The sequence below is a fragment of the Phenylobacterium sp. genome (assembly GCF_004297125.1).
Classification (GTDB): domain Bacteria; phylum Pseudomonadota; class Alphaproteobacteria; order Caulobacterales; family Caulobacteraceae; genus Phenylobacterium.
This window is the reverse complement of record NZ_SCVD01000014.1, coordinates 101,752-125,544: the sequence shown is the minus strand read 5'-3', so window position 1 is coordinate 125,544 and position 23,793 is coordinate 101,752. Positions and strand designations below refer to the sequence as shown.

Here is a 23,793-nt window from a genome sequence, read left to right as displayed (position 1 = left end):
AAGGTTCCGGTGTCGGCGAGGCGACCCGTCCCCGGCGCCTCAGCGTTAGGCGGCCTCGCGGGCGCGGCGCAGTTCGCCGTCGAGCGCCTGGATGTCCACCGGCTTGCGGACCCGTGGCCACGCCTCATAGTTGGGATGGTCCTCAAGCTGCTCGTAGCCCGAACAGAAGACGAAGGGCACCTGCTGGGACTGAAGCCATTCCGCGAGGGGATAGACGGACTGGCCCGCGAGATTGACGTCCAGCACGGCCGCGTCCGGCAAGGCGATTCCCTTCAGCAGCCGCCGGGCCTCCTCGACGGAGGCGGCCGGCCCGATGATGCTCCACCCCAGCGACGCCAGGTCCTGGCAGACCGCCATGGCGATCAGGGATTCATCCTCCACAACCAGCAGGCGCCCGCGTCCACGGCCTTCGACGGCGCCGGGCGAGGCCGGATCGACGACAGCGGCCGGAGCGGCGTGGTCGGGACGGTAGGCCTTCAGCGGCAGGGTGGCGGCGAGGCGCAGGCCGCTGGAGGGCCACTCGATGTCCAGCGATCCCCCGAGCTGGCGGGTCGTCACCTCCCTCACGAGCGTCGAGCCGAAGCCCGCCGCGGCGGGTTCCCGCACCGGCGGCCCCTTGGACTCGATCCAACGCAACTCCAGACCGCCGGCGGGGAGGATCGTCCAGTCGATGTCCACCCGCCCGGAGTCGACCGACAGCGCGCCATACTTCACGGCGTTGGTGGCGAGCTCGTGGATCAGCAGGCTGACGGGCTGCACCGCATTGGGCGGCAGCAGGAAGGCGGGTCCGGAAATCCTGACCTGACCGCCCCGGTGATAGGCCGTGGTCTCATCCGTGGAGATCTGGGCCAGGTCGCCGCCTTCCCAGCGGTTCTGCGCGAGCAGGGAATGGGCGCGGCCCAGGGCCGCGACGCGCCCGCGCACCGCGGCGACGAAATCTTCCTTGGTGGCCGCGCGGGTCAGCGAGACCACGGCCTGGACCACCGCCAGGGCGTTCTTGGCGCGGTGATCCACCTCGCGGGCCAGCAGGTGCCGGGCCTCCTCGTTCGCCCGACGCTCGGTGATGTCGCGGAGGATGACGGTGGAGAGGCGCTCCCCGCCCACCTCCACCTGTGAAATCGACGCCTCGACGGGGAATTCCTCGCCGTTGGCCCGCAGGCCGCTCACGGCGCCGAGCGCGCCCATTCGGCGGTTGGTGACCCCGGCGACCTTGAACCTGCGGATGTGCTCCGCATGACCAGCCCTAAACCGCTCTGGGATAAAGCTCTCGAGCGGCGCGCCGATCGCCTCGGCGGCGGGGACCCCGAACATCCGCTCTGCCGCCGGGTTGAACAGCATGATGCGGTGCTGCTCGTCGACGGTGATCAGCGCGTCCATCGCCGACTCGACGATGCCTTCCATCCGCCGGCGGCTCTCGCGCAGGGCGTCCACGGCCACCATGCGCTCGGTGATGTCGCGGAGGATGACGGTGGAGAGGCGCTCCCCGCCCACCTGCACCTGGGAGATCGACGCCTCGATCGGGAATTCCTCCCCGTCGGCTCTCAGGCCGCTGATCTCCCCCAACGATCCCATCTGGCGATTGGTGACCCCTGTGGCGGCGAAGCGCTGGATGTGGGCGGCGTGCGTCTCGCGGTACCGGATCGGCATGAAGCGGGAGATATGCTGGCCCAGCGCGTCGGCCGCCGACAGGCCGAACATGCGCTCCGCGGCCGGGTTGAACAGGACGACCCGTTGCTCGTCGTTGACGGTGATGATCCCGTCCATCGCCGACGCGACGATGCCTTCGAGCCGTCGCCTGCTCTCCACCGCGTTACGCCCGGATCGGGTCTTTTTCGGTCGATCGGTCATGCCTTTGTCCCCAGGCTTGAGGGAACACTACATGATCGCCTCAGAACAATACCCCAACCAATGGTTGCGTTCTCATCCCGCCCGGGGGGTTCACGAGGCGATGGGCACGACCTCCGTCGTCACACCCGCCGCTTCCAGCGCCGCCCGCTCTGTGCGCCAGCCGGAACCGGTGATCAGGCGCGCGACGGCCAGGCCCTCGGCGGCCAGCTCGGCGAGCTGACCGACCGTGCGGGCGTCGAGCCGCTCGGCGTCGCGGCGCGCCAGGGCCAGGACGTCGGCGTGGGCCTCGGGATCGCAGACCAGGACGTCCGCCGCCGACAGCGCACGCGCCGCCCGCAGGGTGAGCAGGTCGGCCGGGCCGCGGGCGTCGATATACTGGACCGCGCCCGAGATGTGGGGGCTGTCGAACAGCGCCGCCCGCAGGCGTTCCTTCGCGCCCTCCATGTCGCCGGCGATGGCGGCCTCGGCGGCCGGGCCATTCAGGGCGGCGCGCAGGAAACGGCGGCGGGCGTGAGCCTCGGGCAGGGCGCCGCGGACCTCGTCCTGGAGGCTGCGGAACAGGGCGGCGACACGGCCGGTCCCCTCCGGCACGCGGGCCTCGATGTCGTGGCGCAGCATGGTGGCCAGCATGGGCGAGGCGCCGCCGGTGCCGATGGCGGCCACCACCTCGCCCCGGTCGATGACGGCGGGGGTGGTGAAGTCGCAGAGCGCCGGCCGATCGACCACGTTCACCGGCACGTGGGCGGCGCGGGCGGCTTCCGCGGCGGCCATCGCCCACCGGTCGTCGTCGCCGGCCACGAAGGCCAGGGTCATGCCGGCATAGGATCGCGGATCGAGCGCCTCCGCGCCGGTCAGACGCACCAGGATCGCCGGGGAGCCCGCGAACAGGCGGACCTTAGCCTCCGCGGCCTCGCCTTCGCCCGCGATGGCCACCGAGCGGCCGGCCAGCGGGAAGAAGGCGGGGAAGGCGTCCATCGCTATTTCAGGGTCTTGATGTAGGCGACCAGGGCGGCGCGGTTCTCGTCGTTGGGCACCGAGATCATCATCTTGGTGCCGGGCGCGAAGGTCGTCGGGCTCTTGAGGAAGGCGTCGAGGTTGGCGTCGGTCCACACGCCTTCCTTGTTTTTCAGCGCCGGGGAGAAGGCGAAGGTCCCCTCGCCGATCTTCTGACCCGCGACGCCAGCCAGGCTGGGCCCCATCGGCGAGCCGCCGTGGCACATCTTGCACTGCATGTTGAACAACTGCGCTCCATCGGCGGCCAGGGCGGGCGCGGCGGCGAGCGAGAGGGCCAGGGCGGCGGCGGCGGCGAGGCGAAGCATGGGGTCTCCTGGAGTTCGTCGGACGAGCGCGGACTACCCTTCGGCCGCACTTCATACCAAGGTTGGAATTTACGCGGCGGTCTGAACAACGTTAGGATCGAAGCCAAATCAGTCTGTGGAGCAGCCTCATGGCGACGACAGTGGATGTGAACGGGCGGGCTTTGAACGTCAACTCGCCGCCGGACACACCGCTGCTATGGGTGCTCAGAGATGAACTGGGCCTGACCGGTACGAAATACGGCTGCGGGGTCGCGCAATGCGGGGCCTGCACCGTGCTGGCGGACGGCCAGCCGATCCGTTCATGCCAGGTGCCGATTTCCGCCCTGGGCGCCGCGAAAATCACCACCATCGAGGGATTGGGCGGCAATCATCCGCTGCAGCAGGCCTGGGTGAAGCTGGACGTGCCGCAGTGCGGCTACTGCCAGTCGGGCCAGATCATGAGCGCCTGCGCGCTGCTGGCCGCCAATCCGAAGCCGGACGACGCGGCGATCACCGGGGCCATGGACGGCAACATCTGCCGCTGCGGCGCCTATCAGCGCATCCGCGCGGCGATCAAGGAAGCCGCGGCGGCGCCCGCCGCACCTGCTGTCTCTGCCGAACCTGCCGCCGCCCCCGCGCCGTCGCCGGCCGCCTAAGGAACGCCATGAACAAGCCCTTCAAGGACATCGTCTCCGCGGCCAGCCGGCGCGAGGTGCTGGTCGTCGGCTCCGCCCTGGCCGGAACGTCGCTGCTGGTTGGCTGCTCGCTGCCGGACGCCCTGTCGGCCGGGTCGAAGGTGGAGGTCGGCGCCTTCGGGCCGTTCCTGAAATTCAGCCCCGACGGGACCGTGACGGTCATCTCCAAGCACATCGAGTTCGGCCAGGGCAACCACGCGGGCCTGGCGGCCATCGCCGCCGAGGAACTGGACGCCGACTGGACCAAGGTGAAGGTCGAGCAGGCCGCCGCCAACGCCAAGCTCTACGGCAACGTCAACATGGGCGGCACCCAGGGCACCGGCGGCTCGTCGGCCATCGCCAACTCCTGGACCCAGCTGCGCACGGCCGGCGCCGCGGCGCGGGCGATGTTCGTGTCGGCGGCCGCCGCCAAGTGGGGTGTGTCGGCCGGGGAGATCACCGTGACCAACGGCGTGATCGCCCACCCCTCCGGCAAGCAGTCCGGCTTCGGCGAGCTGGTGGCCGACGCGGCCAAGGTCGCGCCGCCCGAGGCGCCGAAGCTGAAGGACCCCAAGACCTTCACCCTGGTGGGCACCAACCGCGTGCGCCGCAAGGACAGCGCGGCCAAGAGCAACGGCACGGCCCGCTACACCCAGGACGTCCGCCTACCCGACATGCTGGTGGCCATGGTCGCCCACGCGCCGAAGTTCGGCGCCAAGGTGAAGTCGTTTGACGCGACCGAGGCCAAGAAGACCGCCGGCGTGACCGCCGTCTACGAGATCCCCACCGGCGTGGCCGTGGTGGCCAACTCCACCTGGGCCGCTAAGCAGGGCCGCGACGCGCTCAAGGTCGAGTGGGACGAGTCCAAGGCCGAGACGCGCAGCTCGGCCCAGATCCTGGCCGAGTTCAAGGACCTGGCGTCCGGCAAGACGCCGGCCCCGGACGACAAGAAGAAGGGCTGGAAAGGCTTCGATTCCAAGGGCGACGCCGCCAAGGCGGCCGGCGGAACCGCCGCCATCGACGTCACCTACGACTTCCCCTACCTGGCCCACGCCGCCATGGAGCCGATGAACTGCGTGGCCATGGTGGGCAAGGGCCCGACCAAGCTGATCTTCGGCTCGCAGACCCCGACCCTGGACCAGATCAACACGGCCGGCATCGTCATGGCCCTGCCTGGCTCCATCCAGATCGAGACCCTGTTCGCCGGCGGCTCGTTCGGCCGGCGGGCGAACTTCCAGTCCGACTACGTCACCGAGTGCGTCCACATCGCCAAGAAGGTCGGCAAGGGCCGGCCGGTGAAGCTGGTCTGGACCCGCGAGGACGACATGCGGGCGGGCTACTACCGGCCGCTGGTCCACCACGCGGTGCGGGTCACCACCGACGCCCAAGGCTTCCCGGCGACCTGGAAGCACCGGATCGTCACCCAGTCGATCATGAAGGGGGCGCCTCCCGGATCGCCGGGCGGCGGGGGCATCGACTTCACCGCGGTCGAGGGCGCGATGGGCTCGCCGTACCTGAAGGCGACACCGATCGTGGACGCCCAGCTGATCACCCCGGACGCCGGCGTGCCCGTGCTGTGGTGGCGTTCGGTGGGCGCGACCCACACCGCCTATGTGATGGAGCACACCATCGACCAGTTGGCCAAGAAGGCGGGCAAGGACCCGGTGGAGTACCGCCGTGCGCTCTACCAGAAGGCCGGCGCGGGCCGGCACCTGACCGTCCTGAACCTGGCGGCGGAGAAGGCCGGCTGGACCACCCCCGCCGCCGACGGCTGGACGCGCGGCGTGGCGGTTCACGAGAGCTTCGGCTCGGTCGTGGCCCAGGTCGCCGAGGTGAAGGTCGAGAACGGGACGCCAAGGGTGGGCCGGGTGGTCACCGCCATCGACTGCGGCACGGCCATCTCGCCCGACCAGATCGCCGCGCAGATGGAAGGCGGCACCTGCTACGGCCTGTCGGCGGCGCTGTTCGGGAGCATCACCCTGACCGGCGGCGTGGTGGACCAGCAGAACTTCGACACCTATCGCGTGCTGCGGAACTCCGAGGCGCCCACCGTGGAGACCTATATCGTCCCCTCCACCGCCCCGCCCAGTGGCGTGGGTGAGCCCGGGACGCCGGTGATCGGCCCGGCCGTCGCGAACGCCCTGCTCGCCATCACCGGCCGGCCGACCTTGAGCCAGCCGTTCGTCAAGACTTAGCGACGTGTGCTAGCGACCGCCGCATGAACTTCGACATCATGCGGCTGGTCGCGGCGCTGCTGGTGGTGGTGAGCCACACCTTTCCGCTGGCCGGACAGGCGCCCTTCCGGATCATGGGCGTGGAGGACCTGGGCGCCCTGGGCGTGTCGGTCTTCTTCGTGATCAGCGGCTACCTGGTCAGCGCCAGCTACGAGCGCGACCCCAAGGCCTATCTGCTCAAGCGCGTCCTGCGGATCGAACCCGGGCTGATCGCCTCGCTGGTGGTCACGGTGGGGCTGCTGGCTTTGGTCACCACGGCGCCGGCTGCGGAGTACTGGCCGGCCGCAGCGATGTACGTGCTGCGCAACGCCCTGCTCTATCCGGCCACCTACGCCCTGCCGGGGGTGTTCCAGGACGTGCCGTTCACAGGCGTGGTCAACGGCGTGCTCTGGACCCTGCGGCTGGAGTTCACCTTCTATCTCGTGCTGATGCTGATCGGCGCGCGGCTGCGGCTGGTGCTGGCGCTGCTGGCGGTGTGCGCCGTGGTGTTCGTGACCATGACCTTCACCCACCCGCACTGGGCCGAGGAGAAACTGACCCGGATCGCCTTCCTGGGGGCGCGCAACGGCCTGCTGTTCTTCGCCGGCGCGGCGCTGCAGCTCTCGCGCCGGAAGGTCCCGCTGTGGCTGGGCGGGGTCTCGGTCGTGGCGTTCCCGTTCCTGGGCCCGCTGGCGCTGCCGACGGCGGTGCTGGGGCTGGCGAGGCCCGGAAAGCTGCCCGCCGACCTCAGCTATGGGGTCTATATCTATGCGTTCCCAATCCAGCAGGTGCTGGCGGCGCACGGCCAGCTCAACGTCGCCACGGCGGTCTTGGCCGTGCTGCCCTTCGCGGTCGCGAGCTGGTTCCTGGTCGAGCGGCCGGCGCTGAAGCTCAAGCCGGGACCGCGGCCGGCCTGGTAGGTTTCGGCAGGTTCCCGGGAACCCAATCACGGTTTCGTGCGCTCTCTCCGGGCATACCACTCAGGAGAGACACATGCGCATCGCGATCACCGCCATCGCCGCCCTTGGCGCGCTCAGCATGGCCGCTTGCAGCAAGCCTGCGGAAAAGGCCGCGGACGCCCAGGCCGACGCCGTCCAGGCCGACGCCAACGCCGCTGCGGGCCAACTCGACGCTCAGGCCGACGCCATGAAGGCGAACGCCGACGCCGCCGCCGACGCCACGAAGGCCAATGCCGAGGCCGCAGCGGAGAACGTCGAAGCCAAGGCCGATGCGGTCAAGGAAGCTGGCGAGGCGAAGGCCGACGCCATCAAGGAAGCCGCCGAAAAGAAATAGGCTCGTCGTCCCCGACACCGACGAACCCGAGGCCCCGAAGCTCACCCGAGCTCCGGGGCCTTTCCCTTTGCGAGCTTGCCCAAATCGGACCTGGCGCGACGCCAGCCCAGCCACACGCCGGTGGCCACGCCCGCGCCGGCGAAGGTCAGCAGCAGCACCATCGCCACGGTCCAGGGCGCGCCGCCGCGCAGGCCGTTGACGACGTCCAGCCGGTGCAGGCCGGCGAACAGCCACCGATAGACCCGGCCGGCGCCGTCCACCCGCGCCAGAACCTGCCCCGACGCCGGATCCAGGTAGAAGCGGACCCCATCTTCGAGCTCGACGCGGTAGGCCGGCAGTTCCGCCCGCCCGTCGTGCCCGTCGTAATAATAGGCGTCCGCCTGGGAGATCACCGCCTGGCTCTTCGCCGGGCCCAACCGGCTCGCCGCCTGCGCCAGGCTGGGCGTGGAGAGCGGCGCCGGGCGGCCGGTGGCGTCGAAGCGCACGCCGTCGGCCATCAGGTAGAGCCGGCCCTCCAGGGGGGCGGCCGTCAGCCGATGGGCGGCGACGCCAGACGCCTTGGCCGCCAGCACCGCCTCCTCCAGGTCGCCGAACGAGAACAGGCCGGTCATCTGCTCGGCCCGGTCGTCGGGACCGCTTTCGAGCAGACCCCAGGGGTTCATCGAGATGAGCCCGCTGGCCACCCAGGTGAGGGTGAGCACGCCGGCGAAGAGACCTGTCAGGTGATGCCACGCCATCAGCCCGCGATAGGGCGTGACGCGCTTGTCCCTCCACGGCCGCCAGGAGATGATCCCGAGGTAGAGGCCGGTGATCGTCAGGAAGGCGCCGACGACCGACGTCCAGATCACCACCTGGGCCCAGAGCTTCGTATCGGCGCGCAGCACCTCCGGATAGAGCCAGTGCGGGATCGGCCCCAGCCAGTTCAGGACCTTCTCGCGGGCGTTCACGACCTGGGACACCGCCCCGGTGTGGGCCGAGACGTAGATGTCGGTCCGGGCCGGATCGTCGAAGTGGAAGAGGTAGAAGGGCCGACGCTTGTCGAAATAGCCGGTGACCGTCCATTGGTCGCGCTCGACCGCCCCGGGTGTTCCGGGCCGGCCGTCGACGCCGTGCGCCGAGGCGTAGGCCTGGGCGACCCGCGCCGCATCGGCCAAGGAGACCCGGTGGACCGGCCGGCCCGTCGCCAGGTCCAGCACCTGGTCGTCGAAGCGCAGCACCGGGCGGCCGGCCAGGTCCTCGACGGTGGCGTGCTGGACCTGGATCACCTCTTGGACGTCACCGAACTGGCAGCACTGGCCCCAGGCGACGGGCGGCAGGCCCGCGGCCCGCTCCTGGTCCGTGACCTCGGGCCAGTGGACGAACAGCATCACCACGCCGCTCACGAACCAGAGCAGCATCAAGAGGCCCATGACGATGCCGACGTAGCGGTGGAGGACCACCAGCCACTTCGGGGCCCAGGCTTTACGCGCAGGCTTCAAGAGGACGTCAGAAGTTATAGGCGTAGCTCACGTGCAGGGTCCGGGGCACGCCCAGGAAGCGGTAGAAGAACCGCTGTGTCGAGAGGTCGACGACGGCGGAGTTCACCCGGGTCGCGTAGTCCTCATCGAAGGCGTTCTCCAGCCGCGCGGTGACCCGGTGTCTGCGCGCCTTGTCGATGAAGACGTGGGCGGCCAGGTCGACCACCACATAGTCCCCATAGTTCACCCGGCCGAAGCCGCTGACCGTCTGGTAGACGTCGCCCGTCCAGAGCAGGGTCGCCGACGCGCCGAACGGCATGTCCACGGGTTCGTAGGCGATCGAACCCTTCGCCTGGTTCACGGGGATGCGGTCGAACTGCCGCCCCGCGCCCTCGGCCCGGGTGTGCGTGTAGGCGTAGGAGGCGCGTGTCGAGATCGAGTCGGTGAGCTGGGCCGTGCCGCTCAGCTCGACGCCGCGCGACTTCACCTCGTCATCGACGTTGACGTAGATCCCGTCCGGGAAGGCCGGCAGGTCGTAGACATCGACGATCAGGTCGTCGATTCTCCGGGCGAAGCCGGTGAGCTGCCAGGTGAAGCGGCCGCCCTGGCCGCCGATCGTGACGTTCCCATTCAGGCTCTGCTCGGCCTTCAGGTCCTTGTCGCCCACCGCGCAGCAGGGGTCGAACGCATAGAGCTGTTCGGCGCTGGGCAGGATGAAGGACGTGCCCAGCATGCCCTCGAGGTAGACCGTGGGCGTCGCGTCCCAGCGGCCGGAGAGGTTCCAGACGGCCTTGTCCTTGCCGTCGGCCCTGTTGAAGCGGACACCGGCGGCCAGATGGGCGTTCTGGATCAGGTCGTCGGTCGTGCGCACCTGGGCCACGAAGGCATGCACCTTCTCGGTCTGCGGCGCGATCAGCAGCACCTCGTCGCGGCCGTTGAAGTTCTGGAAGTCGTAGCCGAGGTCGAACTCGAAGCCGCGCACCAGGTTGAGCCTGGTGAGGAGGCTGACGCCGTAGTCCTCGTAGCCCCAGTAGGTGAGGTCGTCGACGACCACGCCGGGCCCGGAGGGGGCGCCCGGCACGTTGTTCACGGTCGAATAGACGCTGTCCCAGTCGTGGTAGTAGCCCTTGACCGAGAGCTGGACCTGCTCGCTGGCCGTCCAGTCCAGGCTGGCGCTGGCGATCTCCTCGTCGCGGTCGTTGAACGACAGGCGGGTCAGGCGTGGGCCCGGATAGTCGAGGTGCGCATCGGTGTGCTGGTAGTAGAGGTTGGCCTTCAGGTCGGGCGTCAGATCGAAGCCCAGCTTGCCGCCGAAGCTGACCACGTCGTAGCCGCGCTTGCGGGCCGTGGCGCTGGGCTGGAACACGTCGAAGGTCTTGTAGCCCTCGGCCTCGTCCTTGGAGACCCAGGCCACGAACCGGCCCTGGCCCACCGCGCCGCGCACCATGGCGTTGGCGCTGACGCCCTGGTTGGTGTCGCCGCCGACCGTGAAATTGCCGCTGAGCTCGTCGGAATAGGCGCGGGTGACCACGTTGATCACGCCGGCCGCCGCCTGCGTGCCGTAGAACAGGCTCTGGCCGCCCTTCAGCACCTCGATCCGCTCGACCATGCTGGCCGGCAGGGTGTCGGCCGGGCTGGTCGAGGTGTAGAGGCGGTTGTTGATCCGCACGCCGTCCACCAGCCAGAGGACATCTCCGGTCCGCGAGCCCTGCAGGGAAATGTCCGCATAGGAGAACGGCCCGTTGCGGGGCGCCAGGAACAGGCCCGGCGTCTGCATCTGCAGGGCCTGGGAGACGTCCACGTAGGCGTTGCGCCGCACGGTCTCGCCCGTGATCGTCTCCAGGTCGCTGCCGTAGCGCGACAGCTCCTGCGGCAGGGTCTCGTCCAGCCTGGCCCCGGTGACCACCAGTTCGTCGATCTCGGCGTCCGCCGCCCGGGCCGCGCCAGCGAGCGCGCTCACGGCGACCCCCACCAGCAACAGTCTGCGCATCCCCATCCTGGCCAGTCCCCTCATGCCCCGCGCGGTCTGCCGCCGCGTCGCCCGATGGGAAAGGCGCTAGGGCGCGTGCCCCGGACGCGCCCGTACTTTACGGTTTCCTTGCGGGTTACAGGGGGTTACAGGAGCCCTGGAGTCTCGAAGATCGGGTATGAGCGGGCAGCGTTCCGAAGCATTGGCGGCGCAGGTGGCGCGGGTCCGCGAAAGCGGGATCCTGGGGCGCAGCCATGGGCTGGCCCGTCTTTTCGACCACCTGGCCGATCCGGCCCGCGGCGGCCGTACGCTGCGCGAGGCCGACGTGGCCCAGGACGTATTCGGCCGTGAACTGGATCTGTCCGGCGACGCCTCGGTCCGGGTCTATATCCACCGCCTGCGCAAGAAGCTGGACGACTTCTATGCCGGCCCGGGCGCGGCCGAGCCGCATCGGTTGGTGATCCCGGTCGGCGAGTACCGGCTCGACGTGATGGAGACCGAGACGGCCCCTGTCGCGGCCGCCAGACCGCGTCCTCGCTGGCTCTGGCCGGCCGCGGCGGCCGCGCTGGTCCTGGTCGCCGCGAACGCCGGCGCCTGGTGGTGGGTGGCGCGGGAGACCGCGCCGTCGCGTGAGCTGGCCCGCACCGCCGCCTCGCCGCTGTGGGCGGGGGTCGGACGCGACCGGCCGGTGATCGTGGTGGTCGGCGACTACTACATCTTCGGCGACACGGACTACGGCGAGGGGCCCAAGCGGATGATCCGCGCCTTCGAGATCAACTCGCCGGCCGACCTCGACGCCTGGCTGATGGACAATCCCCAGCTCCAGGGCCGCTACGTCGACCTCGACACCTACTACACGCCGGTCGGCGCCACCCTGGCGCTGCGCGAGATCATGCCGCTGGTGCGCCAGGCGGCGGGCGGCATCGACCGGGTGCGCGTGCTCACCGCCTCGCACCTGACCCCGGACCTGATGAAGAGCGCCGACATCGTCTACGTGGGCTACCTCTCGGCCCTGCGGGTGCTGCAGGAGCCGGTGTTCGAGCGCTCGCGCTTCGCCATCGGCTCCACCTTCGACGAACTGGTCGACCGCAAGACCGGCCAGAGCTTCGTCTCCGGCGCCGGGACCGCCTCGGGCGACCGGCCGAACCGAGACTACGGCTATCTGGCGCGCTTCCAGGGTCCGGCCGGCAACCACTTCGTGATCGTGGCGGGCAACCGCGACATCGGGGTGATGCAGATGGCCGAGGTTGCCACGGACCCAAAGGCCCTGGCCGGGCTGAAGGGCCCCGGCGACGGGCCGGTCGAGGCGCTCTACGAGGTGGACGGCGTCGGCCGCACCGCCCTGGGCGCCAAGCGGGTCGTCGCGGCGCGCTGAACTCCTGCGCGGCCCGGCCGTTTAGTCGGCGACCGACCAAGGAGGCCGCCATGACCGCCAGGAAACCGACCCATCCGCTGATCCCCGCCGACCGGGTCAACGGGACTGACGTCTACAACAAGGCCGGCGAGAAGCTGGGCAAGATCGAGGACGTCGCCATCGAGAAGACCTCGGGCGAGGTCGCCTATGCGATCCTGTCGTTCGGCGGGGTGCTGGGCCTCGGCGCCAAGTACCACCCGGTACCCTGGCGCCTGCTGCACTACGACGCCGACAAGGGCGCCTATGTGATCCCGATGGACAAGGCCGACCTCGAGAAGGCGCCGATGATCGACGAAACCGAGCTCAGCGGCTGGAACGACGCCCTGAGCCGCGAAGCCATCTACGGCTACTATTCGAGCTATGGCGTCGGCCCCTACTGGGGCTGACGCGCCCGGAAGTTCCTGTCAGGCTGGGTTCAGGTGAGCCCTGCCACATGATGTGCGTTCCTCATCCGTCAGCCCTTGTCGAGCGTACAACCCGCCTATGCGACTGTTGCTGTCCTCCATCGCCGCCCTGACCCTGATCGCCGGCTCCGCCCAGGCGGCCACGTCCTCGTCCCAGGGCTTCGCCGCCGCGTTCGGCAATACGGTCAAGGCGCTCTACCCGGACGGCAAGTACCAGTGGCTGTGGTTCAAGTCCGACGGGACGTGGGAGGCCTTCGGCCGCCGCGGCAAATGGTCGTCGGGAAAGTGGTCCGAGAAGGACGCCGGCAAGGTCTGCCTGAAACAGGCCAGACCGATCCCCATCCCGTTCAAGTACTGCACCGACTTCCCGGCCAACGGCGGCGTCGGCGCGGTCTGGACCTCGAAGAGCATGGAAGGCGACCCGATCAAGATCACGGTCGTGCGCGGGATCCAGCGACCGGTCGCCCCCTAGAGCCTTTCTGGTTCAGGTGGAATCACCTGAACCAGATAAAAAAGGCTCGATCTTCAAAGTTTTAGAGCGCGTCGGGCGGCGAAGCCGGTATCCACTTTCGCCTGACGCGCCCTAGTCGGCGACCCGGAAGGCGTCGTCGCGGACCCACTGCTCGGCCACCGCGCGGGTCACCGACTGCATGAAGGCCAGGCGCGCGGGCACCGACTGGCGTGTGTGCCGCATCATCACCGCGACGGCGTAGACATGACCGTCCGGCGCGGTGATCAGGCCGACATCATTGATCCCCACCGACGCGCCGCGGAAATCCTGCCCCGTGCCGGTCTTGTGCGCGATCGACCAGCCGGCGGGCAGGCCGCCCTTGAGGCGGCGAGGCCCGGTGCGCGCCTGTTCCATCAGTCCGATCAGCCGGCCTGTGGACGCCTCCGAGAGCAACTCGCCGCGCGACAGGGCCGCCAGGGCCGCGGTGATCGCCGCCGGCGCGGCGCCATCCAGCGGCGCGGCGAGGTAGGCGTCCATCGCCGCCTGGCGGGCCGCCATCGGCAGCGCCTCGCGCGCGGCCTGGAAGTTCCAGCCGATCCCATAGTCCGCGTGCCAGACCAGGCCGGCGGTCCCCGCCTGCAGGTCCCGCTCGTAGGCGCCGACCTTCACGTCCTTCAGCCCCATGTCCTGGAGCGTCGCGGCCACGCCGTCCGGGCCGCCCAGTTCGCGCATCAGCCGGTCGTTGGCGGCGTTGTCGCTTTCCACCAGCGCGCGGCGCAGCAGGTCGGAGATCGGCGTGGCGTAGCCGCTTGACCCGATCTTGTAGGCCACAGGCTGGAAGAAGACAGAGCGGTCGGCGTCGGTGAGCGTCACCCATCCATACGGATCCAGCCGGCCCTCGTCGGCGGCCTTCATCACCGCGATGGCGACCCATAGCTTGGAGACGCTCTGTTGCGGATAGGGCCGGTCCTGGTCGACCCCCGCGGTCCAGCCGGCTTCGACGTCGGTGACGGCGATACCCACCGCCTCGCCATAGGCCGCGGCCAGTTCGTCCAATCGGGCCTGGAGGGCGGCCGGCGCGGGCGGCGCCTGCTTGCGCTGGATCTCCAGGCGCGTGGCGGTCAGGGGACCGGAGGCCAGCTTCGCGGCCCGATCGGTCGAGACCAACCCGCCGGCCAGGGACGCGGCCACCACCAGGACACCGAGGGCGATGCCGCGGCGGCCTTGGAAATGTCGAACCCACTGCGCCATACGGGCGGAACGCTCCAGCTACTCAATCGTGCGCATGACCATGATGATGGTCGTGCGCCTCGCCGCCCCCGCGGACCTCGACCGTCACATGGGAAAGCCCCGCCAGTCCAGCCAGCCGGGCTCGGTAGGTCGCCACAGGCTTCGGATGCGTCGCGGCGATGACCGCGATCACGGCATGGTGCCCGGGCCCGAGGCGCCAGAGGTGCAGGTCGATGATCCGCTCGCCCTCGTCCGACAGCCGCCGGCGCACCTCGGCGGTCAGCTCGGGTGACGGATTGATGTCCACCAGGGCGGCGCCGGCCTTCCGCATCAGGCTCCAGGCGAACTGGGCGACCAGGAAGGCCGCCAACAGGCCCGCCAGCGGGTCGGCGAAGCCGAGGCCCAGCCACTGGCCGGCCAGGATGGCCAGCAGCGCCAGGACAGACACCGCCGCGTCGGCGCTCAGGTGCAGGTGCGCCGCGGACAGGTTCAGGTCGCCCTGCGGGTCGTTGCGGGCCGCCGCGACGCCCGTGGGCTTGAGCAGCCAGATGCAGACCAGGTTCACCACCAGGCCGCCCGCGGCGATCGGCAGGGCGTCCTTGTAGTCCACCGCTTCGGGGGTGAGCAGGCGCGCCACGCTCTCCACCCCGATCAGGGCGGCCGTGACGGCCAGGACCACGGCGTTGGCGAAGCCCGCCAGGTAGCCGATCTTGCCGGTGCCGAAGCTGAAGGCCGGGTTCTCGGCGTGGCGCCGCGCCAGGGCGTAGGCGGCCGCGGCCACCAACAGCGCCACCACATGGGCGGCCATGTGCAGGCCGCTGGCCACCAGCGCCATCGATCGCGTCGTCGCGCCGCCGATCACCAGGGCGACCAGGGTCGCCGCGCAGATGGCCGTCACGATCCAGGTGCGGCGCTCGTTCCGGCGGTGGTCCGCGCCCAGATAGGTGCGGTCGTCGCGGAAGGCGTCGAGGGGTTCGGGACGTTCAGCGGTGGTCATGTGTTACTTTATAACATATCGTTCGAATAACACTAGCCCGCAATCGGGCGAAGGGGGAGCGCGGCTGGACGCAAAACCGGCCTCCACTTTTGCTGACTGAGCTCGGGCCCAGCGAACGCCACTTCATAAGTGGGGCTGCGCCGACTACATGACGCCCATGAGCGAGACCCTGATCACCAAGACGCCCGTGACCGTGCTGACCGGCTATCTCGGCGCCGGCAAGACCACGCTGCTGAACCGTATCCTCTCGGAGGACCACGGCAAGAAGTACGCCGTCATCGTCAACGAGTTCGGCGAGGTGGGCATCGACAACGACCTGATCGTCGGCGCCGACGAAGAGGTCTTCGAGATGAACAACGGCTGCGTCTGCTGCACGGTGCGCGGCGACCTGATCCGGGTGCTGGCCGGCCTGATGAAGCGCAAGGGCGGGTTCGACGGGATCATCGTCGAGACCACGGGCCTGGCCGACCCCGCGCCGGTGGCCCAGACCTTCTTCGTCGACGACGACGTGCGCGCGCGCACCGAGCTGGACAGCGTGGTCACGGTGGTGGACGCCAAGCACCTGCCGCTGCGCCTGAAGGACTCCCGTGAGGCTGCCGAGCAGATCGCGTTCGCCGACCAGATCATCCTGAACAAGACCGACCTCGTCACCGAGGCCGAGCTGGCCGAGGTCGAGAAGGCGATCCGCACCCTGAACCCGATGGCCCCGATCCGCCGCGCCCAGCGCTCCAACGTGCCGCTGGACCAGATCCTGGGCCGCCACGCCTTCGACCTGGCGCGGGTGACCGAACTGCAGCCGAATTTCCTGAACCCCGCCCACGGCGAGGCGGGCCACGTGCACGACGAGCACTGCGACCACGACCATCACGGGCACGACCACCACGAGCATGTGCATGACGAGCACTGCGCACATGATCACGACCACGGCCATGCCCACATCCACGACCACGTGGCCGAAAGCGGCATCTCCTCGATCTCGCTGACGGCGCAGACGCCGATCGACGGAAACCGGGTCACCGCCTGGCTGAACAATGTGCTGCAGACCCAGGGCGTGGACATCCTCCGCGCCAAGGGGATCCTGGACGTGAAGGGCGAGGAACGGCGCCTGGTCTTCCAGGCCGTTCACATGATCCTCGAGGGCGACTTCCAACAGCCCTGGAAGGCGGGCGACAACCGCTATTCACGCCTGGTCTTCATTGGCCGCAACCTGGACGAGGCGGGGCTGCGCGCCGGGTTCGAGAGCTGTATCGCGGCCTAGCTAGGCCGCGAGGGTCTGGCGGCTGACCAGCTGGCGCAGGCGCAGGGTGGCCACCACTTCGGGCCGGACCGAGCCGCACCAGTCGATCACCCGGCCGCCACGCCATTCCAGGACCACCTGGCGGCCTTCGAGCCGGAAGCGGCCGCGATGCGTCGCGGACCCCACCGATACCTCAATCATCTGCCACATTTGACCGCGCCTTCAGGCTGTTTCCGGGGTCGTTCTGACTCCCGCCAGACGCATGGTTAAGCCGCCAGGGTTTCCCGGCGATTAAGGTTGACCGGATGTCGCAGGCCATCGCGCCTGGCCCAAAGAAAAAGGCCCGCCGGAGTTCCCCCCGGCGGGCCTTTCCCGAAGCTGTTCCGAAGGGCCTAGAGCTCTTCGTTGATCAGGGCGACCTGATAGAAGCCGTTGCCCTGCAGGTCGTTCATGACGCCCATGAATTCGCCGTACAGCACGTCCCGGTCGGCGCGGATGTACACGCGCTGCTCGGTCGGCGGGATGGTCGGATCATCGACCTGAAGCTGAGCCGACAGGTCGCGCGCCAAGCCTTCCAGGGTGGAGGGCCGCTCGCCGATGAAGATGCGCTGGCCCCGCTGGATGTTGATCAGCGTGGGCTCCTTCACCTTCGTCCCAGGCGGCGGCGGGATCGCCGGCGGCAGGTCGAGCTTGATCGACACCGTCGCTGCCGGGATCGACACCATGAAGATGATGAGAAGCACGAGCATGACGTCCACGAAAGGCGTCACGTTCATGTCCGAGTTCTGGCCGAGGTCGAACTTCGAGCCGCCCCCTCCGCCAACCTTTGCGCCCATACGTCCTGGTTCCTTACCCTTAGGGCCCGCGCGGACCGGGCCTCTCGCGGCGACCATTGGCAAGCCGCTAAGGGCTTGTAAAGCCGAAAGCGCCGGAACGACGTTCGTGTTTCGAAAACGCCCCGCGCTTGCCCCGGCCTGCCCCGGCGCCTAGGAAGCGCGCCATGACCTTCACCTTCGACGCCTATGTAACCGCCGCGCTTTTCGACCGCGCCGGCCGTGCGGGATTCGCCCTGGGCGACGGGACCGTCCGCTTCGAGGGCGGCGAAACGGTCGCGGCCCACAACGGGGCGGCGCTGTCGGCCTGCCTTCCGCCCAAGGGCGAGGGCGTGCTCACCGGCGGCGACGACGGGCGGGTGGTGTTCTCGACGCCATCGGGCGCCCAGGAAATCGCCAGCGTGCCCGGGAAGTGGATCGACTCGGTCGCCGCCTCGCCCGAGTCGGGTCTGATCGCCTTCGCCGCCGGCCGCGAGTTGCATGTGCGCGACCTGGGCGACCCGGCATTCTCCCGCATCTTCGCCCACGAGAAGTCCGTCGCCGACATCGCCTTCGACCCCAAGGGCCGGCGCGTGGCGGCAGCCACCTATGGCGGAGCCTGGCTATGGTACGCCCGAATCGCCGACCAGAAGCCGGTGGTGCTGAAATGGGCCGGCAGCCACATCGCCCTGTGCTGGAGCCCGGACGGCAAGTTCCTGGTCAGCGCCATGCAGGAGAACCAGCTCCACGGCTGGCGGGTGGCCGACGAGAAGAACATGCGGATGGGTGGCTACCCCTCGAAGGTGAGGAGCCTGAGTTTCATGTCCAAGGGCGCCCTGATGGCCACCTCGGGCGCGAACGGGGCGGTCTGCTGGCCGTTCGCGGGCGCAACCGGGCCCATGGGCAAGCAGGCGGCCGAGATCGGCTACGACGATTCCGCCGTCACCACCCGCGTCGCCACGGTTCCGGACAAGACCTGGCTGGTCGCCGGCCTCGACGACGGCCGCGTCTGGGCCGCCGACGTGACCGGCGAGAAGCTGGTCCAGATCAAGGCCGAGAAGGGCGCCGCCATATCCGCCCTCGCCCTCAGCCCCGACGCGAAGCGCGTCGCCTGGGGCGACGAGGATGGGAATGCGGGGGTGGCGGAGATCACTTGAGGATCGGAAGTTCGCCCCACGGCGTTGTGGATCAGAGCCACGCCCGACGGAGACTGACGATGCGAACCAACCTGGCGATCGCCGCTCTTCTCTACCCAATGATCCAAGCCGTGGCCTTCGGCGCAGCCATGCTCATGCTGCTGGCGCTAGACGCCCCTTCAAAGGCGTTCATACCGTCCATTGCCGCGACCTTCGCCGTTTCGGCGCCGATCGCATTGCTGATGGCGCCGCGTCTGCGCTCCCGCGCCTGGCGGCAGCGCCACGGGATCCGCGTCCTGGCTTAACGCCAGGCTCCGTAGGGATCCTTGAAGGACCTTCCCAGGGCTTCGGCGACGGCCGGGTGAGTGATCTCGCCCGCCATGACATTCAGGCCCTTGGCCAGGTGCTTGTTGGCCTTGAGCGCGTCCAGACCCTGGTCGGCCAGTTGCAGGCCGAACGGCAGGGTGGCGTGGACAAGCGCTTCGGACGACGTCCTGGGCGCGGCGCCCGGCATGTTGGCCACGCAGTAGTGGACCACGCCGTCGACCGTGTACGTCGGGTCCTTGTGCGTCGTCGGCCGGCTGGTCTCGAAGCAGCCGCCCTGGTCGATGGAGACGTCCACCAGCACTGAGCCGGGCTTCATCTTCGACAGGTGCTCCTTCTTCACCAGGGTCGGCGCCGAGGCGCCGGCGGTCAGCACCGCCCCGATCACCACGTCGGCCTTCAGGACCTCCTCGTCCACCGCGTCCTGGGTGGAATAGCGGGTCAGCACCCGGCCCTGGAACATGTTGTCCAGCTCCCGCATCCGCGGGATCGAACGCTCGACCACCACCACTTCGGCGCCCAGGCCGGCGGCCATGCGGGCCGAGTTCATGCCCACCACGCCGCCGCCCAGGACCAGCACGCGCGCCGGCGGCACGCCCGGCACGCCGCCGATCAAGAGGCCCATGCCGCCGTTATGCTTCAGCAGGGTCTCGCCGGCGGAGAACACCGCGATGCGGCCGGCCACTTCCGACATCGGCGCCAGCAGCGGCAGGCCCCCGGCGGCGTCGGTCACGGTCTCGTAGGCGATGCCCGCGCAGCCGGACTTCAGCAGGCCCTCGGCCTGGTCCGGATCCGGCGCCAGGTGCAGGTAGGTGAAGAGGATGTGGTCCTTGGTGAGGCGCGCCCACTCGACGGGCTGCGGCTCCTTCACCTTGACGACCATCTGGGCGCCGGAGAACACCGCGTCTGCATCCGCGACGATCTTCGCGCCGGCGCGGACGTAAAGCTGGTCGGCGTAGCCGGCGCCGATCCCGGCGCCAGCTTCGACGATCACCTCATGGCCGTGGGAGACGTACTCCCGCACCGCCGTGGGCGTCAGCCCGACCCGGTATTCGTCCGGCTTGATTTCACGGGGCACACCAACGCGCATGAAGTGACCTCCCAGGGTCGGTTATTGCGGCTTGTTGGGCATTTGGGGGAATGGTGTTGCAGGGTCAAGTGACAAGCCGGAGACATGGATCGCAACGGCCGATTCCGTCGACCGCCGGTCGGCGTTGTGCGGCGCTCGCCGGTCGCCCATGTTCACGCCATGGCCGACCTCGCCTCTCTGGTCCTGGGTCTGATCGTCGTGGCAGCGCTAGCGCCGCCCGCGGTCTGGGCCGTGCGGTTCGCCAAGCGCCAGCGGGGCAGCGCGGTGCTGGTCACCGGCCTGCTGCTGGCCTTCGGGATGAACATGCAGATCGTGCCGCCGCCTCCGCCGGTGGCCGAGCTGGTGCGGCGCGAGGCGGAGGACGACGGGGAGGACTGAGCGCCGGCTAGTGCGCCGCGGGCGAGTTCTCCGAGATCTCTTCCAGGGTCTGGCCGACCTTCTTGGCTCCGTAGTCGACGGCGATGTCGCCCAGGGAGATGATGCCGGCCAGCTTGCCCTGGTCGTTCAACACCGCCAGGCGGCGGATCTGCTTCGAGCCCATCTTGGCGGCGGCGTCCGCGACGTTGTCGTCCTCGCGGCAGGTCTCGACCTCCTCGGTCATCACCTGGGCCACCGGGGTGTCCAGGCCCAGGCCTTCCGCCACCACGCGGATGACGATGTCGCGGTCGGTGATCAGGCCCACGACCTTGCCGTCGTCGACGACGGGCACCACGCCGCTTTCGACCTTGACCATGGTCCGGGCCACCTCGGCGACGGTGGATCGCGGCGTGGCGGTGACCACCTGGGCAGTCATGACTTCACTGACATTCATCGTGCGAGCTCCTTGGGGCGTTCGTCGGCAGACAAGAACCCCTCGGAAGCGCGGCCGTTCCGCGAAGGCTGTTTCCGGGCGCAACAGGACCAGCTTCCGCCGCCCCAATGGCGCGAAAGATATTCTTTAGTATTCATTTAATATTGAACTACCTAGAGCCACCTCCCGTAAGCGCCGCCGAAAACCCCGTCGGCGGCGCCCGATATCTAGAGGGTCGCGGATCTGCGGCGTTGGCGGATCACGGCGCCGGCTGCGCCGAAGCCCAGGATCATCATCCCCCAGCTCGCCGGCTCCGGGACCAGGGCCGAGATGCCGCCCAGGCGAATCTGGCTGACGTCCTCCAGGTCGGCGGACGACATCACCACGATGCTCTGGATGCGTTGTCCGGCGGTCGCGGAGACGTGGAAGAAGTTGGCTCCGTTGACGCCGACGGAGAAGGTCCCGCCGAAGTCATTGCCGAACTGGTCGAAGGCGCGGATCGTGGTCGTGCCGGCGGCGGCGGCGTTCAGATTGAACTGGGCGCTGGTGAAGGCCAGCCCAGCGTCGGCGAGAGTGAACAGCAGGAAGTTGAAGGTGTCGGCGACGGCCTCGATCGTCTGGCCCTGCACGACGAGGGCCTCGGCGCCGTTGACCGTCACCTGGGCGTCGTCTGGCCCGACTAGGCCGACGATCTGGAAGCCGGTGTCGCCGCCGGTGAAGCTCACCGGATCGAGCGCACCGGGAGCCTGACCCTCGAGGACCGCGATGTCCGCGAAGGCCGGTGTCGCCAACAGGAGCGCGAACGCCCCCGCGGCGAGGGTAGTTGGTAGTCGTTTCATGGCGCCAAATCCTCTACTGACCGGGGTTTTTGAGGCGCCCCCCACAGCCACGGTACCCGTCGATTGCTGCACTGCAATGACAATCGACGGTAGAGTCTATGCATCAAGGAGTTGATCTAAATCCGGGCGCCGACGGGTCGATTCGTCAGCGATCGGCGTTCGTCAAAGCACGCAGGCGGTGAGGCCTTCGCTGCGCACAACCCGGGCGTTGCGGTTGATGCTGCCCGCCCGCCGCTTGATGTACGGTCCCGGCTTGGCGGCCTTCCACGACAACGGCTTGGGCACGATGGCGGCGAGGCGCGCGGCCTGGGCGACGGTGAGCTTGCTCGCCGGCACGTGGAAGTTCTTCTGGGCCGCGGCCTCGGCGCCATAGACGCCCGGCCCCCATTCTATGGAGTTCAGGTAGACCTCCATGATCCGTCCCTTGCCCCAGCCGACCTCGATGAGGACGGTGAACCAGGCCTCCAGGCCCTTGCGCACCCAATCACGGCCCGGCCACAGGAAGACGTTCTTGGCGGTCTGCTGGCTGATGGTCGAGCCGCCGCGCAGCTTCTTGCCCGCCGCATTCGCCTTCATGGCCTTCTCGATGGCCTCGACGTCGAAGCCGTGGTGCTCGCAGAACCGCGCGTCCTCCGCGGCGATCACCGCACGGACGAGCGCCGGCGAGATCCGCTCGATGGGAACCCACCGGCGCTCGAGGCCGTGGCCCTCGACGAGCCGCTGGACCATCAGGAACGTAACCGGCGGCGGCACGAACCGGTAGACCGCGACCATGATCACGGGGCCGATGAAGAAGACCATGATGCCGGCGGCGAGCACCGCCTTGACGACGCCCCAGAACCCGCCCTTGCCTCGTTTCGCCACGCGCGCTTGCCTTCACCCTACGGTGCGATGCTAGGGCCGATTCGTGAGCCTGAGGTCAACACACCAGCCATGAACGTTTCCGACGCGATCCAACACCGCATCTCCGTCCGCGCCTTCACCGACCAGCCGGTTCCGGCCGCCGTCGTGGCGGACATTCTGGAAAAGGCGGCGCGCGCGCCGTCCGGCGGCAACCTCCAGCCCTGGCGGGTCTATGCGCTGGCGGGCGCGCCCCTGGCCGACTTCAAGGCGCAGGTGGCCGGAAACCCGATGGGCGAACCCATGGAGTACGACGTGTACCCGCCCAACCTCTGGGACCCCTTCCGCACGCGGCGCTTCGAGAACGGCGAACAGCTCTACGCCTCCGTCAGCGTGCCGCGGGAGGACAAGGCGGCGCGCCTGCGCTGGTTCGCCCGCAACGCCGAGTTCTTCGGCGCCCCCGTCGGCCTATTCTTCTGCCTGGACCGCAAGCTGGGGCCGCCGCAGTGGGCGGACCTCGGCATGTATATGCAGAACGTGATGCTGCTGGCCGTGGAGGCGGGGCTCGACACCTGCCCGCAGGAATTCTGGGCCCGCTATCCGCAGAGCGTCGCCAGGGCGGTGGGCCTGCCCGACGACCACATGGTGTTCTCCGGCATGGCCCTGGGCCACCGCGACCCCGACCATGCCATCAACGCCTGGCGCTCCACCCGCGACCCGGTGGACGTCTGGTGCGAACTGAAGGGCTTCGAAGCTTGAGCCGCATTGTCCTCTACGCCGCGGTCTTCGCTGGCGTCAGCTACATCGGCAGCTGGTTCCTGGGACTGCCGCCGGCCCTCGGCACGACGTGGAAGGGCGCGGGCGTCGGCCTGCTGGCCGTCTACGCCGCCATGAACGCAAAGACGCTCGACGGCTGGCTGCTCACCGCGGTCATGGCCTTCGGAACCCTGGGCGACGTGCTGCTCGAGACTCACGGCCTGATCATCGGCGCGCTGGCGTTCCTGGCCGGCCACCTGACCGCCATCTGGCTCTACCTCAAGAACCGCCGGCCCGGGCTCTCCACGAGGGACTTGGCCGTGGCGGCGGCGCTCTTCGCCGCCATCACCGGGGTCGCCTACCTCCTGCCGCCCGATCGGGCCGGCGCAGCGGGCATCGCCCTCTACGCCGCCGGTCTCGCCGCCATGACCGGGGCGGCGTTCCTCAGCCGCTTCCCCCGCGCCCTGGTCTTCGCGGGCGCCGCCATGTTCGCGGTCTCCGACCTGCTGATCTTCCTGCGCACCGGCCGCCCGGCGTTGGACACCTTCCCCACGGGCCTCGCCGTCTGGGGCCTCTATTTCGGCGGCCAGACGCTGATCGCGGTGGGGGTGGTGCGCGCTCTGGGTGGCGGATCGCCGCAGAGGGCCCGGTGACGACCCGCTAACCATCGATCTTCAATCGGCCTTCACCGCGTTCGGCCAGGGTCACCCGACTTCGCTTC

At 69.3% G+C, this 23,793-nt stretch carries 26 protein-coding genes; 13 read left to right on the top strand and 13 right to left on the bottom strand.

Annotated features, from left to right (window positions below):
• Positions 1 to 45: 45 nt before the first annotated feature.
• From EPO51_RS07465 to EPO51_RS07455, 3 genes are all read right to left on the bottom strand, one after another.
• Positions 46 to 1,848 carry a PAS domain S-box protein gene (locus EPO51_RS07465; RefSeq protein WP_293348112.1) on the bottom strand — a complete coding sequence of 601 codons (1,803 nt, stop codon included), beginning with the start codon at positions 1,846 to 1,848 and terminating at the stop codon, positions 46 to 48.
• A 90-nt stretch (positions 1,849 to 1,938) separates the two neighbouring features.
• Complete coding sequence (locus EPO51_RS07460; protein ID WP_293348109.1) at positions 1,939 to 2,823, bottom strand: NAD(P)-dependent oxidoreductase; 885 nt, start codon at positions 2,821 to 2,823, stop codon at positions 1,939 to 1,941.
• A 2-nt stretch (positions 2,824 to 2,825) separates the two neighbouring features.
• Entirely contained in the window at positions 2,826 to 3,167 is a 342-nt protein-coding gene (locus EPO51_RS07455; RefSeq protein ID WP_293348106.1) for a c-type cytochrome, read from the bottom strand.
• Between the two features lie 128 nt (positions 3,168 to 3,295).
• Between EPO51_RS07455 and EPO51_RS07450 the strand changes: the two genes are divergently transcribed.
• The 4 genes from EPO51_RS07450 (at position 3,296) to EPO51_RS07435 (ending at position 7,326) form a co-directional block, all read left to right on the top strand.
• On the top strand, positions 3,296 to 3,802 hold the full coding sequence (locus EPO51_RS07450; protein WP_293348103.1) for a (2Fe-2S)-binding protein: 507 nt from the start codon (positions 3,296 to 3,298) through the stop codon (positions 3,800 to 3,802).
• Between the two features lie 8 nt (positions 3,803 to 3,810).
• A complete protein-coding gene (locus EPO51_RS07445; RefSeq protein ID WP_293348100.1) occupies positions 3,811 to 6,015 on the top strand; it encodes a xanthine dehydrogenase family protein molybdopterin-binding subunit in 2,205 nt (734 codons plus the stop codon).
• 23 nt (positions 6,016 to 6,038) lie between these two features.
• Complete coding sequence (locus EPO51_RS07440) at positions 6,039 to 6,953, top strand: acyltransferase family protein (RefSeq protein ID WP_293348097.1); 915 nt, start codon at positions 6,039 to 6,041, stop codon at positions 6,951 to 6,953.
• A 73-nt stretch (positions 6,954 to 7,026) separates the two neighbouring features.
• Positions 7,027 to 7,326: a hypothetical protein gene (locus tag EPO51_RS07435; protein WP_293348094.1), complete on the top strand. Its 300-nt coding sequence runs from the start codon at positions 7,027 to 7,029 to the stop codon at positions 7,324 to 7,326.
• 41 nt (positions 7,327 to 7,367) lie between these two features.
• Here EPO51_RS07435 and EPO51_RS07430 read toward each other — a convergent pair whose 3' ends face one another.
• Both EPO51_RS07430 and EPO51_RS07425 read right to left on the bottom strand, forming a co-directional pair.
• Positions 7,368 to 8,804 carry a PepSY domain-containing protein gene (locus tag EPO51_RS07430; RefSeq protein ID WP_293348091.1) on the bottom strand — a complete coding sequence of 479 codons (1,437 nt, stop codon included), beginning with the start codon at positions 8,802 to 8,804 and terminating at the stop codon, positions 7,368 to 7,370.
• Positions 8,805 to 8,811: 7 nt separating this feature from the next.
• Positions 8,812 to 10,773: a TonB-dependent receptor plug domain-containing protein gene (locus tag EPO51_RS07425; RefSeq protein WP_293348089.1), complete on the bottom strand. Its 1,962-nt coding sequence runs from the start codon at positions 10,771 to 10,773 to the stop codon at positions 8,812 to 8,814.
• Between the two features lie 157 nt (positions 10,774 to 10,930).
• Here EPO51_RS07425 and EPO51_RS07420 point away from each other — a divergent pair, with 157 nt between their 5' ends.
• From EPO51_RS07420 to EPO51_RS07410, 3 genes are all read left to right on the top strand, one after another.
• Entirely contained in the window at positions 10,931 to 12,127 is a 1,197-nt protein-coding gene (locus EPO51_RS07420) for a helix-turn-helix domain-containing protein (protein ID WP_293348086.1), read from the top strand.
• A 50-nt stretch (positions 12,128 to 12,177) separates the two neighbouring features.
• On the top strand, positions 12,178 to 12,552 hold the full coding sequence (locus EPO51_RS07415) for a PRC-barrel domain-containing protein (RefSeq protein WP_293348083.1): 375 nt from the start codon (positions 12,178 to 12,180) through the stop codon (positions 12,550 to 12,552).
• Between the two features lie 97 nt (positions 12,553 to 12,649).
• Positions 12,650 to 13,042, top strand: a complete 393-nt coding sequence (locus EPO51_RS07410; RefSeq protein ID WP_293348080.1) for a hypothetical protein — start codon at positions 12,650 to 12,652, stop codon at positions 13,040 to 13,042.
• A gap of 111 nt (positions 13,043 to 13,153) precedes the next feature.
• Here EPO51_RS07410 and EPO51_RS07405 read toward each other — a convergent pair whose 3' ends face one another.
• Both EPO51_RS07405 and EPO51_RS07400 read right to left on the bottom strand, forming a co-directional pair.
• Positions 13,154 to 14,272, bottom strand: a complete 1,119-nt coding sequence (locus tag EPO51_RS07405) for a serine hydrolase (RefSeq protein ID WP_293348077.1) — start codon at positions 14,270 to 14,272, stop codon at positions 13,154 to 13,156.
• Positions 14,273 to 14,294: 22 nt separating this feature from the next.
• Complete coding sequence (locus tag EPO51_RS07400; RefSeq protein ID WP_293348074.1) at positions 14,295 to 15,248, bottom strand: cation diffusion facilitator family transporter; 954 nt, start codon at positions 15,246 to 15,248, stop codon at positions 14,295 to 14,297.
• Between the two features lie 157 nt (positions 15,249 to 15,405).
• On the opposite strand from EPO51_RS07400, the gene EPO51_RS07395 reads away from it, so the two are divergent.
• Positions 15,406 to 16,506 (top strand): CobW family GTP-binding protein, encoded by a 1,101-nt coding sequence (locus EPO51_RS07395; protein WP_293348071.1) that lies wholly within the window; start codon positions 15,406 to 15,408, stop codon positions 16,504 to 16,506.
• Here EPO51_RS07395 and EPO51_RS07390 read toward each other — a convergent pair whose 3' ends face one another.
• Together EPO51_RS07390 and EPO51_RS07385 are read right to left on the bottom strand one after the other, a co-directional pair.
• Positions 16,507 to 16,695 (bottom strand): hypothetical protein, encoded by a 189-nt coding sequence (locus EPO51_RS07390; RefSeq protein ID WP_293348068.1) that lies wholly within the window; start codon positions 16,693 to 16,695, stop codon positions 16,507 to 16,509.
• 182 nt (positions 16,696 to 16,877) lie between these two features.
• The gene (locus EPO51_RS07385) at positions 16,878 to 17,321 is read right to left on the bottom strand and encodes a biopolymer transporter ExbD (protein ID WP_293348065.1); all 444 of its coding nucleotides are present in this window, start codon (positions 17,319 to 17,321) and stop codon (positions 16,878 to 16,880) included.
• 164 nt (positions 17,322 to 17,485) lie between these two features.
• Between EPO51_RS07385 and EPO51_RS07380 the strand changes: the two genes are divergently transcribed.
• Together EPO51_RS07380 and EPO51_RS07375 are read left to right on the top strand one after the other, a co-directional pair.
• Positions 17,486 to 18,454 carry a WD40 repeat domain-containing protein gene (locus tag EPO51_RS07380; protein WP_293348063.1) on the top strand — a complete coding sequence of 323 codons (969 nt, stop codon included), beginning with the start codon at positions 17,486 to 17,488 and terminating at the stop codon, positions 18,452 to 18,454.
• A 59-nt stretch (positions 18,455 to 18,513) separates the two neighbouring features.
• Positions 18,514 to 18,738 carry a hypothetical protein gene (locus EPO51_RS07375; protein ID WP_293348060.1) on the top strand — a complete coding sequence of 75 codons (225 nt, stop codon included), beginning with the start codon at positions 18,514 to 18,516 and terminating at the stop codon, positions 18,736 to 18,738.
• On the opposite strand, the gene ald is transcribed toward EPO51_RS07375, so the two are convergent.
• Positions 18,735 to 19,847: an alanine dehydrogenase gene (gene ald / locus EPO51_RS07370; RefSeq protein ID WP_293348057.1), complete on the bottom strand. Its 1,113-nt coding sequence runs from the start codon at positions 19,845 to 19,847 to the stop codon at positions 18,735 to 18,737. The genes EPO51_RS07375 and ald overlap by 4 nt on opposite strands.
• 159 nt (positions 19,848 to 20,006) lie before the next feature.
• On the opposite strand from ald, the gene EPO51_RS07365 reads away from it, so the two are divergent.
• Positions 20,007 to 20,225: a hypothetical protein gene (locus EPO51_RS07365; protein ID WP_293348054.1), complete on the top strand. Its 219-nt coding sequence runs from the start codon at positions 20,007 to 20,009 to the stop codon at positions 20,223 to 20,225.
• A gap of 7 nt (positions 20,226 to 20,232) precedes the next feature.
• On the opposite strand, the gene EPO51_RS07360 is transcribed toward EPO51_RS07365, so the two are convergent.
• The 3 genes from EPO51_RS07360 to mtgA form a co-directional block, all read right to left on the bottom strand.
• Positions 20,233 to 20,658, bottom strand: coding sequence for a CBS domain-containing protein (locus EPO51_RS07360; RefSeq protein WP_293348051.1), 426 nt, complete (start codon positions 20,656 to 20,658; stop codon positions 20,233 to 20,235).
• Positions 20,659 to 20,864: 206 nt separating this feature from the next.
• Complete coding sequence (locus tag EPO51_RS07355; protein ID WP_293348048.1) at positions 20,865 to 21,476, bottom strand: PEPxxWA-CTERM sorting domain-containing protein; 612 nt, start codon at positions 21,474 to 21,476, stop codon at positions 20,865 to 20,867.
• Positions 21,477 to 21,638: 162 nt separating this feature from the next.
• Positions 21,639 to 22,340 carry a monofunctional biosynthetic peptidoglycan transglycosylase gene (gene mtgA / locus EPO51_RS07350; RefSeq protein ID WP_293348045.1) on the bottom strand — a complete coding sequence of 234 codons (702 nt, stop codon included), beginning with the start codon at positions 22,338 to 22,340 and terminating at the stop codon, positions 21,639 to 21,641.
• A 69-nt stretch (positions 22,341 to 22,409) separates the two neighbouring features.
• Here mtgA and EPO51_RS07345 point away from each other — a divergent pair, with 69 nt between their 5' ends.
• On the top strand, positions 22,410 to 23,075 hold the full coding sequence (locus EPO51_RS07345; protein ID WP_293348042.1) for a nitroreductase: 666 nt from the start codon (positions 22,410 to 22,412) through the stop codon (positions 23,073 to 23,075).
• Positions 23,072 to 23,725 carry a lysoplasmalogenase family protein gene (locus tag EPO51_RS07340; RefSeq protein WP_293348039.1) on the top strand — a complete coding sequence of 218 codons (654 nt, stop codon included), beginning with the start codon at positions 23,072 to 23,074 and terminating at the stop codon, positions 23,723 to 23,725. Before EPO51_RS07345 ends, EPO51_RS07340 begins: the two co-directional genes overlap by 4 nt.
• The last annotated feature ends 68 nt before the right edge of the window (positions 23,726 to 23,793 follow it).